Genomic DNA, 14,086 nt, shown 5'->3' with positions numbered 1-14,086 from the left:
TTCAGGTATTGGATTCATTGGTTTAAGGCTCTACTTTTCAGTGAGTAACAAGGAACTCATCCTTACGTAAGCCATGCCTGTCTCCATTGCTATTGTTGATGACCATTACCTGGTGGCCGAAGCGCTGTCCAACCTGATCCAGAAATTTGATAATTATGAAATCTTGCTGATAGCTGCTAATGGCCGCAATTTTCTCGATCAATTGCAACGAGGTAATCAACTTCCTGACATTACATTGCTCGATCTGAACATGCCCATTATGGATGGCTTCGAGACAGCGCTGCAACTTCGACAGCAGTACCCATCGGTACGTGTGCTGGCTTTATCGATGACTGACCGGGAAGACCATATCGTCCGTATGGTTCGCAATGGGGCCAGGGGTTATCTGCTTAAAGATTGTCGCCCGGAGGAGCTTCACCAAGCTCTGGATGATGTGATGACGAAAGGGTTCTACTATTCCGATTTTCTGACTTCCCAACTTGTTCGTAATCTGAATGCACCCCTTGGGAACGGCTCGATTTCCTCCTTTAACCTTAATGAGCGCGAGTACGAATTTCTGAAAGTTGCCTGTAGCGAACTGACCTATAATGATATCGCCGATAAAATGTGCGTAAGCCCACGCACTATCGATGGTTATCGGGAAGCCGTTTTTCAAAAAATGAATGTTCGAACCCGGGTAGGTATGGTGATCGAGGCCGTACGACACGGGTTGATCGACTTGTAATAAACTAATTGATGTTATATAGAAACAGACCGCCGGACCTGGGCCCGGCGGAACTGACATCAGGAAGGTATGGCGGATAAAAATGACGCTATAAAATTGGGAAGTATATAGGACGTAGAGTAGGGGTGATTAGCCGGAAATAAGGTGCTGAAATAGACGGTGTCGGATACGGGAAATTCCCCGTATTTACTTAATTGTGTAGTCGGTAAAGTGCTGATAATTAATTGGTTATTAGGAGGTGAGCTGGAGTTGAAGTTGCTTCTGCTTAGAGACCTAACTATGTTCGCATTGTTAACTAATTAACTTTTTGAAACTTTCATTTTTATAACTATGACGTCTATTGAATTTACCGAACGTTTAGAGATTTTGGCTAAGCAGTTAAAGGATTTTGCTGACGAAAAATCTCCATTATCAGAATTAGCCCTTAAAGAAATCGCATCAGAAAGTGCATTAGTACTTTCTCAAATTGCGATATTAAATCGAATTGATGGATATGAATCGATTACACAGGTCATACCGGTGAGCAAAGGTAAGGCAATGCGCGAACTGTATGCCGAGAAAATGAAACTTATAACCCTTCCACTGCTGTCATTCTTGAAGGTAACAATGGTACGCTATGACGCTAACGAGGTAAGGAATTTGCTTGACTTAGCAGGCAATTCGGGCAAAATAAGGGTCTGTCCTGGTCTGGTTCAGGATATAGGTATTGAGAAGTATAAAATGTCATTTGTTTTAGTAGCTGAAGATGCAGAAGGGCATTTTAGAGTAGGAGCACCCCTTCCTAATGAAACGGAAGGGACAGTTTTAGATGATGGGAAACCTTGTCCGCCGGATTGCCCTGGAACTGATTTTATCACTCTACCAAGTTCAAGAGACAATTTACAAGCCTAACTGAAATATAGTAAGTGATGATTGGTGCTTAAATAAATGCTTTATGGCTATGAGTCAACTGTAATTATAAGTATAAAACATTTATTTAAGCTTTATAGGCTTATTCATATATTAATGCACTTATTTTTAAATAGCAGGGTCAATAACCAACTATTAGTGAAATGCTAAAGTCCTATTTCAATTATATGATTGAATACCCTTGGTATTTTACTGTCTATCATTCTATTCTGATTTTAGGAATTATTACGGGAGCTATTCGTTTTCGAATTCTGTCGCGTGCCAGTCGTTATGCACTATTACTTATTATAGTAACGTTAATAGTTGAACTAATGGCTTGGTTTTTAGCTCGTTTAATCCATAACAATTTAATTGTATACAGGCCTTTTGCTGTAATTCAATTTATATTAATTGCGATAATGTATCGACAAGAACTAGTTCTGCATAAATATTTAATATTTATTTTTATAAGTATCGTTTTAGTAGCTACTTTAATTGATACTGTTGTGAATTTTTCAGTACTACTTAAGCAATATCCAACTACTATTAAATCGATTTGTAGTTTGCTCATAATCGTTATAGTATTGTTGTACTTGAAAAATTTGCTAAATACTCAAACTGCATATTCATTTGTTGATTACCCATTGTTTTGGATTAGTATGGGCTGGTTACTATTTAGCATTATTACTTTATTTAATCTAAGCGCTTATAATTTTATTGCAACATACGGCGGTAAGACTTATTTGCTTTTATTTGAGCGTATTCGAATAACTACTAACTGGATTTTATATTCTTTATTTATTGTAGCTTTTTTGTCTAAGCAACGCACTTTCAGAGAATGATGACTCAGACCCATATTGAGTATGATTTACATGAAATAATTATTTCGTTTATTGCCTTTACAATAGTATTAGTATTATTGGTTACGTTTGGTATTATATTTACTCTACTTTTTAGCCGCCGTCAAGCCCAATTTCGGCAAGAAAAACAAGCTCTTCACGAAACTTACCAGCGCGAACTTCTCCAATCGCAACTCGAAACTCAGAACCAAACCCTCGAATACATCGGTCAGGAATTACATGATAACATTGGGCAAATGCTTTCGGTAGCTATGTTACACCTGAATGGGCTGGAGGAAGAACTTACGCAGTCGTCGCATCAGTCAGCCGTGAGCCGGATGGTACAAACTATTGAGGGAACGATTCTGGCGGTCCGACAATTAGCTAAAACGTTGGATAGTGGCACTATTCAACGATTCGGGCTGCGGGAAAGCTTAGGCTTGGAACTGGAGCGCATTAATCAAACAGGACGCTACCAGACTCATTTACAGATAATTGGTGAACCTTGCGAACTCGGTAATGAAGCCGAGATTATTTTGTTTCGTATGGCTCAAGAATCCCTTAACAATGCCATTAAACACGCTGGCGCTAAAACGCTTACAATTATCGTTGATTACCAGTCCACTATCTTTGTTCTTACCATTGCTGATGACGGTCGGGGCTTTGAGTTGAGCGAGACTGCAAACCGGCAGGTAGGTGAATCGGGGTCAGGCATGCGCAACCTGCATCAGCGTGCCCAACTGTTGGGAGGTACTTGCCTGGTTGATACACAACAAGGCTTAGGAACTCGTATTGAAATTAAACTACCACTAAGTTTATCTACTTAGAAAATACTTAATTCAACATAGTGTAGAAAACGGGCTAACGGGTTAACTTTCAGGCACAAAGCTAATCTCCCTCTTACGCCAAATGTCCACAACCGTTGCTATTGCTGACGATCATAATCTGCTCGCTCAGGCACTCTCCGAGCTAATCCAAAAATATGATGGGTACGACATGCTGTTTGTCGCCGAAAACGGCCGCGAACTAATTAGTTATCTCAAGCGCAAGCAGATTCCTGATATTCTTTTGCTGGATCTGAAAATGCCTGAAATGGATGGTTTTGAGACGGCGAAGTACCTTCAACAGAACCATCCTGAAGTGAAAGTGATTGCGCTCTCTATGTTTGATAAGGAGGAACAGGTGGCGAGAATGGTCAGATTGGGCGTTCGGGCGTACTTATTGAAAGGGTGTCGTCCGTCGGAATTACGGCTGGCGCTGGATGAGGTTAGTAAGAAAGGATACTACTATTCAGAATTCCTGACGAATAAACTCATCCGGAACTTAAAGCCAGGTGAGTCGGGCAACAGTCCAGCTATACCTCAGCTAAATGAGCGCGAACTTAAATTCCTCAAACTCGCATCCAGTGATTTAACCTATGTTGAAATTGCCGATATAATGTGCCTGGCTCCCCGAACAATAGATGGTTATCGGGAAGTGTTGTTCCAGAAATTGAACGTTAAAAGTCGGGTGGGTATGGTGCTTGAGGCATTACGAATGGCATTGATCGAATTGTAGTTGAGTGTAGTACGTGAAATAGTGGAGTAAGTTAACACGATGTTACACGCTCTACCTATTCCACTCATTTCACGTACTACACCGACTATCCCTATCTTTGCTGAAAGTCTCAGACCTATGCAGTTGTTTTTTCATCCGGTTGATCTACGCCTGAACCATACGTTTACTATTGCTCATGATAGTCGCGATGTGCAGCCAACGCTGATTGTTGAACTGCGCGATGGTGCGTATAGAGGGTTTGGTGAGGCCACCGCTACGCGCTATTACGGAATCACAATCGAGGGCATGGTAGCCGCGCTCGAAGCCATTCGCGATCGTATCGAAGCCCATACGCTAGCAGATCCCGAACAGTTTTGGGCCGATATGCATCCCTATCTGGAGCAAAATCCATTTGCCCTCTGTGCACTTGACCAGGCTGCCTGGGACGTATGGGCTAAACGACAGGGCAAACCACTTTACAAAATCTGGAATCTCGATCCCACCAATTCGCCCCTGACCGATTACACAATCGGACTTGATACACCAGCCCAAATGGTTGAAAAAATGCAGGAACGCCCCTGGCCACTGTATAAAATTAAATTGGGTCGGCCTGAGGAAGATAAAGATATAAGTCTGGTTCAGGCATTACGCCAGCATACCGATGCCGTGTTTCGGGTTGACGCGAATTGTGGCTGGATGGCAACGGATGCAATTGTTAAATCGAAGCTATTGCGTGATCTGGGCGTTGAGTTTATTGAACAGCCACTTCCGGCCAATGATTGGGAAGGGGCTAAACAGGTTTACGAGCAGAGTGCGCTGCCCATTATTGCCGATGAGAGTTGCATTGTTGAAGCCGATGTTGACCGCTGTGCGGGCTATTTCCATGGGGTAAATATTAAGCTGACCAAGTGTGGCGGCATAACGCCCGCCCGACGAATGATTGCCCGCGCCCGTGAGTTGGGCCTACAGGTAATGGTAGGCTGTATGACTGAGTCGAGTGTGGGTATTTCGGCCATTGCCCAATTGCTTCCCTTGCTCGATTATGCCGATTTAGATGGAGCCATGCTGATTGCCAACGACCCCGCTACCGGTGTTACCTTCGATTATGGAAAAGTCGTTTATGCCGATGAGAATGGCACAGGGACGAAGTTATTATTACCTGAATGAGTGATTTTTTTGAAATAAACCAACTTCCCAATCGAACGATAATCCACCAGGGAAAGGCATATCGTTTTTTTAGTGGTACGGCCTACCTGGGGTTACCCCAACACCCATCTTTCCAGCAACTGATGAGAGAGGCCATCGGTCAATATGGAACCGTTTTTGGTAGTTCGCGTAATGGGAATGTACGCCTGGGTATTTATGAACAAGCCGAAGCCAAGATGGCTTCGGTCGTTGGGGCCGAGGCTGCACTAACGGTCTCATCGGGGATGATGGCCGGGCAGGTCGTTATCAACTGGCTACGTGGTCAGGCCGGCACGTTTGTGTATGCACCAACTGCACACCCAGCGCTCTGGCACGAGCCAATGGTTACGTTACCTTCGATGTCGTTTGCCGATTGGACTGCGCAACTCTCCAGTCAGCTCCAAACGGTTGCCCCTGGACCGATTGCAATTTTGACTAATGCGCTCGATGCCGTTCGTTCAGATTATTATGCGTTTGACTGGATAAACAACCTGCCTGATGATCGGCCTATTACGGTTGTTGTGGATGATTCGCATGGATTGGGTGTACTTAATCAGGGGCGGGGTATCTGGCCACAAATCAGTCATAAACCCAACGTTCAATTGATTGTTACAGCTTCGTTGGCAAAGGCGATGGGTATGCCGGGAGGGGTAATTTTTAGTAATGCCGATATACTAACCAGCCTGCGCCGAACGGCATTTTTTGGGGCTTGTTCACCAATGCCTCCTGCGAATTTGGCGGCCTATCTTGAGGCCGATGCCTTGTATGCCGAAGGATATGAGCAACTTCAGCGAAACATCCTGCTGGCCGAGAAACTGTTACTGCCAACGGGCTTATTCCGGCATGCGACGGGCTATCCGGTTTTCTTCACCGAACACGATGAGTTGTACGCTTACCTGCTCGAACACGAAATTCTGGTTTACTCATTCGCTTACCCCACAGCCGCGGATCGGGCGAATACCCGAATTGTGATCAGTGCCTTTCATACCTCAGAGGACATTCAGGAAATAGCAGAGATAGTAAATAGGTTTAACCGCAAAGGTCGCTAAGGGTAGCGCAAAGAACGCAGAGAAAACAATCTTTGTGACCTTTGCGCTACCCTTAGCGACCTTTGCGGTTAAAACCCTCTATTTCAACCCTTCTAAAAACGCCAGACTGCCCGGCATTTGCTCCATGGAGCGCGATGATTCGTCTTCGATAAAATAGTGCTTCACGCCCGATTTTTTCGCTTGTTTCATAATGGCCGCAATGCCCACATCACCCTGACCAAGCACAACGTTCGATTCAACATCGGAGTGCCCCGTCTGACTATCGGGAGTGCCAGGTTTACGGTCTTTTAGATGCATCAGCAGGAAGCGTTTCGGATACTTCTGTAGCAGGGCAACGGGGTCGTAACCAGGCGATTTTACCCAAAATACGTCCATCTCGAAATGGACTGATTTGGGGTCAAGATTGTCGGCCAGGTAATCGAAAAATGTGCCGTCTTTGTACGTTTGAAATTCATAGCCGTGGTTGTGGTAACACAAGGTGAGGTCGTTACCAGCCAGTAATTTTCCGGCGGTGTTAAATACATCGACAGCCCGGTCTGCGTCCTGTATCGTAAATGCATCACCAGTGTGAGGAATCCAGGTGCAGACGATATATTTTACGCCCAGGGCTTTAGCTTCCGCTACAATTTTCGGTACGTTCGAGTCCAAATCCTCAAAACTTGCTCCCGTGCTGATGGCTTTAATGCCATTCTGATCCAGTAATTTACGGAAATCGGATAAGCTAAGTCCGTACGTTCCGGCAATTTCCGCTTCCCGAAATCCCATTTCTTTCACTTTGGCCATCGTACCCGGAACATCTTTCGCAAACTGATTACGAAAGCTATACAGTTGCAAACCGACTGGCGCGGGTTTCTGCGCCATTACGACCAGAGTACATAAAAGTAGTCCGGCGAATAGAAAAGTAGAAGTAGCTTTCATGGATGCAGGGCTTAGTGATGGTTTCAAGTGAAACGTTAAACCGTAAACTATCTACCTGTTTGGGTCGTAAACGTACTTTCAAAAATCTTGTCGGCATTGCCAGTCTCGAAACCTTCGCGCCGATGCTGACGAGTGATCTGGTCGGCGGGTAAGTCGCGAAACGGAGGGAGTACACGTCGTTCGGCGAATTCTACGTAGGAACCCGCAATGCGGAAAATATCCCCACCCGCAAAGTCGGCATCAATCATTTGTGCTACAGTGGAGGCTTGCCGCAGGTCGCCGTCTGGGCTAACTTTAATCGTACCACCTGCTGAATTGAGCTTGAATCCACTAGTTTCCAGAAAGGCAACAAACTCGTCGATGGTGTTATAGCCCGGCTTCAGGTTATGCACGCTAATCGTAAAATGATTCAGGTAATAGCGGTTGTAGATCACCCAGGCCGCGTATTCACTTTCAGCCAATAAGGTTTGATAATCGGCAAGTGTTGGCGTTTGCCAGAGTGGCTGGTGTAGAAACTGATCAACAGCGTTGGCATCATCTAAATCCAGCGAATCGACTGGATCACTAGTTACTGTATCGGTGTAGCGATGGATGATTTGCTGAGCTTCCTCGGAGAGTTCATGAACGCGTAGCTCACTGGCAAAAATGCGTGGGTACTGTGATTCAGGTGGACTGTACCAGTAAGCCGTTAGTTTCTTCCCCGTGAAATTAAACTCATCCCGTTTTTCATACCCGTAGTGAAGGAAAATTTTCTCGAACGACGCGATTCCAAGATTCGGTACACCCATTGTCCGGAAGGCAATGTGGTCATTTTCAATTTCGTCCGGCGATTGAATGATGCCCGCATCGAGCATGGCGTTAATAACGTTCTGCACATCGGGAACGCGCTCACTGTATCGGCGCATCAGCCCGCCCAGTACGCCATCAAGAGTTTGAGTTGGTGAAGTAGTCATAGTTTTTTTGTCATGCTGACGAAGGAAGCATCTTCGTCGATTGCCGTTACCATAGCTGGAATACATTGCGGTTAACGAAGATGCTTCCTTCGTCAGCATGACAAAATTAACTCCAAACGCTTCTCGCCAGCAGCACATCCTTACCAAATTCGGGGTGAATAATCCGGTGCAGGAATGCCTGTGGGGTTTCAACGACCGACTGAATCTGCAATTGATCGCGCCAGTGGCTTTCGGTTCGGTAAACTAAATCAATTTCGGCTAATTTCCGCGTTTGCAGGGTCTCACTGTCAACGGCTTCGAGTAGCCATTCAACATAAGCCACGTTGTTAACGTGCTGATTCTGGTCGATACTGAGCCAACCGACTTCCATAGTTTTGGTGTGGGTTGGTTCAAAATCTGCCGACTGAAAAATAGGTCTGGATGATAATTTTGCCAGCGGAGCAACCGCCGTTTTTGGAATATCGGTTGGCGGGCTTAGGCTGCGGATAAAGTCGGGCAGGGATACCATGGCCCGTTTTTCCATACTGAACACGAGCCACGTACTGGTGGCATCGGCCAGTAGGGTGCCATCTTCGGCCAATACCTGAAACTCACGATAAATGAAATACTTCTCGACTTCGGTGGGGTAGGTCAACAGTCGAATGGTCTGACCATAACGCGGGTACTCGTGCATTCTGAGTCGGAAGCGCATCAGCATCCAGCCAAATCCCCGTTCGGCCAAATCAGAAATGCCAATGCCGTATTCAATTGCATTTCGATTGGCTGATTCCTGCATCAGGTTCATCAGGGCCGGAATGCTCATTCGCCCGAACGCATCGCACTCATAACCGCGCAATGTAAAGGTATCTGTCTGGATAAATGCCATGCCTCAAAGGTACGACGAAGCATGAATCACCATCAATTTGTTGCAACTTGATGTAAAGGCTATTTTATTACCATGAAGCCCCGTAGTATCTACTCAACAGTACAAACGAACACAATTTTCGACCAGCGATATATTCGCGAAGCCAATCGACATAAATTCTCCCCTCACATTACTGAGCATTCTAAATTAGAGCAAAAAAATCTATCTATGAGTTTATTGGAATGGGTCTTTGAACCACTTAATCCTGGCCCAGTAGGTAAGTTAGAGGTGAATCCGCCGGAGCCAGACGATGATGATGACCCGCCGAAGAAATGGCTCATTTGGTTGTCTATTATAATCGGTCTGCTTTTGTTGGGTATTGGCCTATATTGGGTGTTTTACAATCTGTTTTATGCAGGGGCCAGGCTAGTACTTTTCAAACTATGTTTTTTAGTCCTTTATGTACTGATAAGCCATTCTGTTACCGCCACACCTGATTATACCAACGTTGGCTGGTTTGGGGGACTCATAGATAACCCATTTCGTATATCGGATGACTACAATAGATGGCTCGTGTTCATACAGGTTATTTTACTCCCAGGCAAGTTAATCGCTTACAGTCTAGCGATGAGTTGGTTGCTAGGCAAGTATCTCTATAAAAAACTCAAAAAGTAGTTTTGCGAGCTGGATTATGTTTCCCCTGTTGGGCTTAGTATTCACTACTCCCAACAATCAAGCCTCCGCAACCGCCAAAGGACTTCTGGGGGTATGCGCTACATTCTGGCGGTAAAACATGCGGTAAATAATCGGGAAAACCAGCAGGGTTAAGATGGTTGCCGTAATCAGTCCACCAATCACCACAATGGCCAGCGGCTTCTGGGTTTCGGAGCCAATACCGGTCGAAACGGCGGCTGGTAGCAGACCGATGGCGGCCATGAGCGCCGTCATGATGACGGGACGGATACGCGTTTGAACGCCCTCCCGAATGGCGGTGTCGATGGGCATTTTGTTCCGGCGGTTGGTGTTGAATACCGAAATCAGGATAACGCCATTCTGCACACAAATCCCGAACAGGGCAATAAAGCCAACCCCCGCCGAAATCCCGAAGTTCATGCCCGTTACGTGCAACGCCAGAATGCCACCAATCAGCGCAAAGGGCACGTTGAGCAGCACCAATCCCGCATCTTTCACATTGCCGAACAGGATGAATAGAATCACGAAGATAGCCGCCAGACTCAACGGAACTACCTGCCCGAGCCGTTTGGTAGCCCGAACCTGATTCTCGAACTCGCCCGTCCAGTTGATGGAGTATCCCTTGGGTAAGTTCTTTAGGGCTGCATTAACCCGTTTCTGAGCGTCGGCGATGGTGCTGCCTAAATCCCGCTCCCGTACCGAAAACTTGACGCCAATGAATCGTTTGTTGTTGTCGCGGTACACGAACGCGGGGCCCGTTACCTCGCGGATGGTGGCAATTTCGCGTAATGGAATTTTACTGCCCCGTAGCGTGGGGACCATCAGTCGCATAATGTCTTCTTCGGTTTTACGGTAGCTTTCGCCGTAACGGAGCCGGATATCGAACTTGCGCTCCCCTTCATAGAGAATCGAGGCTGTTTTGCCGCCAATGGCCATTTCGATAACGGCTTGCGCATCAGCGGTGGATACCCCATAAAGTGCCATTTTCTGATCATGGAACAGAACACTGATTTCGGGCTGGCCAATGTTACGCAGAATCCCCACGTCTTTCACGCCCGGCACATCGCGGATAGACGCGATAACCGTATTGGCTAATTTATTTAGTTCATTAAGATCGTCGCCAAAGATTTTAACCGCGTTACTGGCGTTCATACCCGCCACGGCTTCGGCCACGTTGTCGATAATGGGCTGCGAGTAGTTATAGTTGATTCCTTGGAATTGCTTCAACCGACCATCCATTTCCTCGATCAGCTGGTCGGTGGTGATTTTACGCTTCCATTCGTCTTTGGGCTTGAGGTTCACCTGCATCTGCACGTAATAAAAGCCCGATGGGTCAGTGCCGTCGTTGGAGCGGCCCGTTTGCGATAACACACCGTTTACCTCCGGAAAATCCATTAGTTTTTGCCGAAGTATCCGTACCATGCCTACTGTCTGATTCAGCGAGCTACTCATAGGCAGTTTGGCCTCTACCCATAACGCCCCCTCATTGAGTGTCGGCAGGAATTCCGTACCGAGCAGGGTAGAGGACAGGAACGTAACTGCCATAAAAGCTACGGCTGCCAGCAGACTTAGTTTCCGGTTGGCGTAGCACTTGGTAAAACCCGCCATCACAATCCGGTCGAAGAAATTGACCAAGGGGTTGTTGCGTTCTCGTACGTTCTTCTTCAACAGAATAGAACACAGCAACGGCACCAGCGTGAGGGTAAATAGCAAAGCACCGAGTAAGGCAAAACCCAGTGTCCAGGCCAGGGGCGAAAACATCTTGCCTTCCACTTTCTGGAAGGAGAAAATAGGTAATAAGGCCGTGATAATGATCAGTTTGGAGAAGAAAACGGCTTTACCTAACTCGCCACCTGTTTTCTTGATCATCCCTAGTTTAGCCATTTTGTTAAACTTGGGCATACCCACCTTAAGCGCCAAATGATCGAGCGAAACGAATATCCCCTCGACCATGACGACGGCACCGTCGATGATGATACCGAAATCCACCGCACCCATCGACAGCAGGTTGGCCGACATGCCCCGCAACTTGAGGCACATGAACGCAAACAACAATGCCAACGGGATAATCATCGAAACGATAATGGTTGTCCGCCAGTCGGCCATGAACAGAAATACGATCACCGTAACCAGAATGATCCCTTCGGTGAGGTTGTGCAGAACGGTTTTCGTGCAGAAACTGATCAGGTTATCGCGATCGTAGAAGGTCACCATCTTTACGTCGGATGGGAGAATGCGGGTGTTTAACTCAGCAATTTTATCCTTGACGCGCGCCAGGACCTCGCTGGGGTTTTCGTTCTTCCGCATCACCACGATGCCTTCAACTACGTCATCGTTGTCATTTAGCCCCACTTGACCCACGCGCGGCAGGTTCGATTCCGCCACTTCGGCTACGTTTTTAACCAATACGGGGTTGCCGTCCAAATCTTCCACAATCAGGTTTTCAATATCCTGAATGGAGGTGAGCAACCCAATACCACGCACCACATACGCCTGTCCGTTTCGCTCGATCACATCGCCCCCCACGTTGATGTTGCTGCGCGTAACGGCCTGATAGACTTCGAGTGGCGTAATGTCGTATTTAGCTAATTGCGTCGGGTTCACCCGGATTTCGTAGCTCTTTTCGCGGCCACCAAACGCCACTACATCAGCCACACCCGACACCGAACGTAACTGGCGATCAATGACCCAGTTATGCAGCGTGAGCAATTCGCGACTGTCGCGGGAGGGGGATTTGAGCGTAAAACGAAAAATCTCGCCCGTTGGCCCATAAGGAGGTTGCACATCGGGTTCAACGCCATCGGGTAGCGATACCGTTCGGAGTTGGTTGTTGACCTGCTGGCGGGCAAAAAAGTCTTCGACATCATCTTCAAAAATGATTTTGATAATGCTCAGCCCAAACATGGTGATGGAGCGAACGTTGGTTTTGCGTTGCACCGCGCTCATCGATATTTCGATGGGTACAGTCACAAATCGCTCGATCTCCTCTGCCGAACGACCATTCCATTCCGTTACAACAATGATCTGCGTATTGGTTACGTCAGGGAAAGCCTCAAGCGGTACGTTGAGGTAACTGACTACTCCGGCTGCTATTAGCCCAATAGTCATGAAAAAGATGAAAAAGCGGTTTTTTAGGGAGAAACCGACGACATCACGGATGAATTTGTTCATGGAAAAGGGGGGAGAATGGGAGGAGAGGGAGGAAGGAGGAAGGGGAGGAAATGGAATAGGAATAGTTACTTAATTAGTGTCACCTTCCCTACTCCCTTCTTCCCTTTCCTCCTTCCTCCCTCTCCTCCTTTTTAATCATTGATGGCGTCGTAGACCAGGAGTTGATTTTTAGAAATGACGCGTTCGCCCGGTTTCAGGCCCGTTTTGATATAGGCGATGTCGCCAACAGTTTTGAGAACATTCACCTCACGGGTGTCGATGTCGGAGCGGCCCCGGAAGACCATGACGTAATGTTTTGATTGGTCGAAAATGACTGAGCCCGCAGGTACCGTAGCTAGTTGACCACCGTCTTCGTAGCGTAAGGTAACGGTCGCATGCATTTCGGGGCGTAGTTTCATCGCCTTGTTATTCAGGCGGATCCGAACGGTCATGGCTTTGGTGCCGGGGTCCAGTACCGTATAAATTTTATCGACCTGGCCATGAAAGAGATCGTCAGGATAGCTTAGCGTTTGAATGGAGGCATCCATTCCCATCCGTACCCGCCCAATGTCGCTTTCGTTGACATTGGCTAATACCCAAACCTCACTGATCTGACCAATTGTAAACAGGTTGCCGGCATTGTCGGAACGAAGTTGCGTACCCCGGTTCACATTCTTCTCGATCACGTAACCGTCGATGGGGGCTTTTACGGTGTACATTGACGTTTTGCCAAGGCCGTAAATTTTAGAGACTTCGGCTACCCGATTCGATTCGGCCTGAGCTTTCTCCACCTCTTTCTGAGCCGCTACCACTTCGCGCTGCGAGGTAAGCTTGGTTTCGAACAGGTCCTGAGCTACCCGCAGATTTTTCTCGGCCAGCAGCAAGTCTGACCGGGCTTGGATGCTTTGCCGTTCTATATCGGCCACTTCGCCCGAACGAATGGAGGCTAATGTCTGGCCTTTGTGGACGTAATCGCCCAGTTCTACTCGTACGTCTTCTACATTGCCCCCTACCAGTGGATACACTTTAATGACCCGGTTCTCGTCGGCCATGACTTTACCCACCAGCGTCAGTTCACTTCGAACGGGCTGCATAACCACACTATCGAGGTGAATCCGGTGCATCATCGTATCGGATAGCATAAATGCTTTTTCCTCTTCCGGTGCTGGTTTAGGGCCACAGGAGAAGAAAAAGGTCAGGCAACTGAGCAGCAAAAAAACAGTGATTTTCATTGTAGTACCGGGCATCTTGTCCGGTCATGTAAGTAAGGGTAATTTGACTAAGTGCTTATTTCGTCCGGACAAGAC

13 protein-coding genes are annotated in these 14,086 nt (G+C 47.0%); 8 read left to right on the top strand and 5 right to left on the bottom strand.

Annotated elements, in window-relative coordinates; translation table 11 throughout:
- The first annotated feature begins 73 nt into the window (after nt 1-73).
- The 7 genes from EXU85_RS25770 to EXU85_RS25740 all read left to right on the top strand — a co-directional run bounded on the left by EXU85_RS25770 (nt 74) and on the right by EXU85_RS25740 (nt 6,221).
- Nucleotides 74-724 (top strand): response regulator transcription factor, encoded by a 651-nt coding sequence (locus EXU85_RS25770; RefSeq protein ID WP_142774841.1) that lies wholly within the window; start codon nt 74-76, stop codon nt 722-724.
- 330 nt (nt 725-1,054) lie between these two features.
- Complete coding sequence (locus tag EXU85_RS25765; protein WP_142774840.1) at nt 1,055-1,615, top strand: hypothetical protein; 561 nt, start codon at nt 1,055-1,057, stop codon at nt 1,613-1,615.
- 185 nt (nt 1,616-1,800) lie between these two features.
- Nucleotides 1,801-2,454 (top strand): hypothetical protein, encoded by a 654-nt coding sequence (locus EXU85_RS25760; protein WP_142774839.1) that lies wholly within the window; start codon nt 1,801-1,803, stop codon nt 2,452-2,454.
- Nucleotides 2,451-3,278, top strand: a complete 828-nt coding sequence (locus EXU85_RS25755) for a sensor histidine kinase (RefSeq protein ID WP_246859247.1) — start codon at nt 2,451-2,453, stop codon at nt 3,276-3,278. Before EXU85_RS25760 ends, EXU85_RS25755 begins: the two co-directional genes overlap by 4 nt.
- 82 nt (nt 3,279-3,360) lie before the next feature.
- Nucleotides 3,361-4,008 carry a response regulator transcription factor gene (locus EXU85_RS25750; protein WP_142774838.1) on the top strand — a complete coding sequence of 216 codons (648 nt, stop codon included), beginning with the start codon at nt 3,361-3,363 and terminating at the stop codon, nt 4,006-4,008.
- A 117-nt stretch (nt 4,009-4,125) separates the two neighbouring features.
- The gene (locus tag EXU85_RS25745; protein ID WP_142774837.1) at nt 4,126-5,154 is read left to right on the top strand and encodes a dipeptide epimerase; all 1,029 of its coding nucleotides are present in this window, start codon (nt 4,126-4,128) and stop codon (nt 5,152-5,154) included.
- Complete coding sequence (locus tag EXU85_RS25740) at nt 5,151-6,221, top strand: aminotransferase class I/II-fold pyridoxal phosphate-dependent enzyme (protein ID WP_142774836.1); 1,071 nt, start codon at nt 5,151-5,153, stop codon at nt 6,219-6,221. Before EXU85_RS25745 ends, EXU85_RS25740 begins: the two co-directional genes overlap by 4 nt.
- A 78-nt stretch (nt 6,222-6,299) precedes the next feature.
- Here EXU85_RS25740 and EXU85_RS25735 read toward each other — a convergent pair whose 3' ends face one another.
- From EXU85_RS25735 to EXU85_RS25725, 3 genes are all read right to left on the bottom strand, one after another.
- Nucleotides 6,300-7,139: a sugar phosphate isomerase/epimerase gene (locus EXU85_RS25735; RefSeq protein WP_142774835.1), complete on the bottom strand. Its 840-nt coding sequence runs from the start codon at nt 7,137-7,139 to the stop codon at nt 6,300-6,302.
- Between the two features lie 47 nt (nt 7,140-7,186).
- Nucleotides 7,187-8,092, bottom strand: a complete 906-nt coding sequence (locus tag EXU85_RS25730) for a DUF1338 domain-containing protein (RefSeq protein ID WP_142774834.1) — start codon at nt 8,090-8,092, stop codon at nt 7,187-7,189.
- A 106-nt stretch (nt 8,093-8,198) separates the two neighbouring features.
- On the bottom strand, nt 8,199-8,957 hold the full coding sequence (locus EXU85_RS25725) for an acyl-[acyl-carrier-protein] thioesterase (protein ID WP_142774833.1): 759 nt from the start codon (nt 8,955-8,957) through the stop codon (nt 8,199-8,201).
- Nucleotides 8,958-9,029: 72 nt separating this feature from the next.
- On the opposite strand from EXU85_RS25725, the gene EXU85_RS25720 reads away from it, so the two are divergent.
- The gene (locus EXU85_RS25720; RefSeq protein ID WP_246859246.1) at nt 9,030-9,611 is read left to right on the top strand and encodes a hypothetical protein; all 582 of its coding nucleotides are present in this window, start codon (nt 9,030-9,032) and stop codon (nt 9,609-9,611) included.
- Between the two features lie 57 nt (nt 9,612-9,668).
- Here the strand turns inward: EXU85_RS25720 and EXU85_RS25715 are convergent, their stop codons facing one another.
- Nucleotides 9,669-12,800: an efflux RND transporter permease subunit gene (locus tag EXU85_RS25715; protein WP_142774832.1), complete on the bottom strand. Its 3,132-nt coding sequence runs from the start codon at nt 12,798-12,800 to the stop codon at nt 9,669-9,671.
- A 131-nt stretch (nt 12,801-12,931) separates the two neighbouring features.
- Nucleotides 12,932-14,011: an efflux RND transporter periplasmic adaptor subunit gene (locus tag EXU85_RS25710; RefSeq protein ID WP_142774831.1), complete on the bottom strand. Its 1,080-nt coding sequence runs from the start codon at nt 14,009-14,011 to the stop codon at nt 12,932-12,934.
- Nucleotides 14,012-14,086: the final 75 nt, after the last annotated feature.

The organism is Spirosoma sp. KCTC 42546, assembly GCF_006965485.1.
In the GTDB taxonomy this organism is placed as follows: Bacteria; Bacteroidota; Bacteroidia; order Cytophagales; family Spirosomataceae; genus Spirosoma.
The sequence above is the reverse complement of the archived record's forward strand: the minus strand, read 5'-3'. Positions and strand labels throughout refer to the sequence as shown.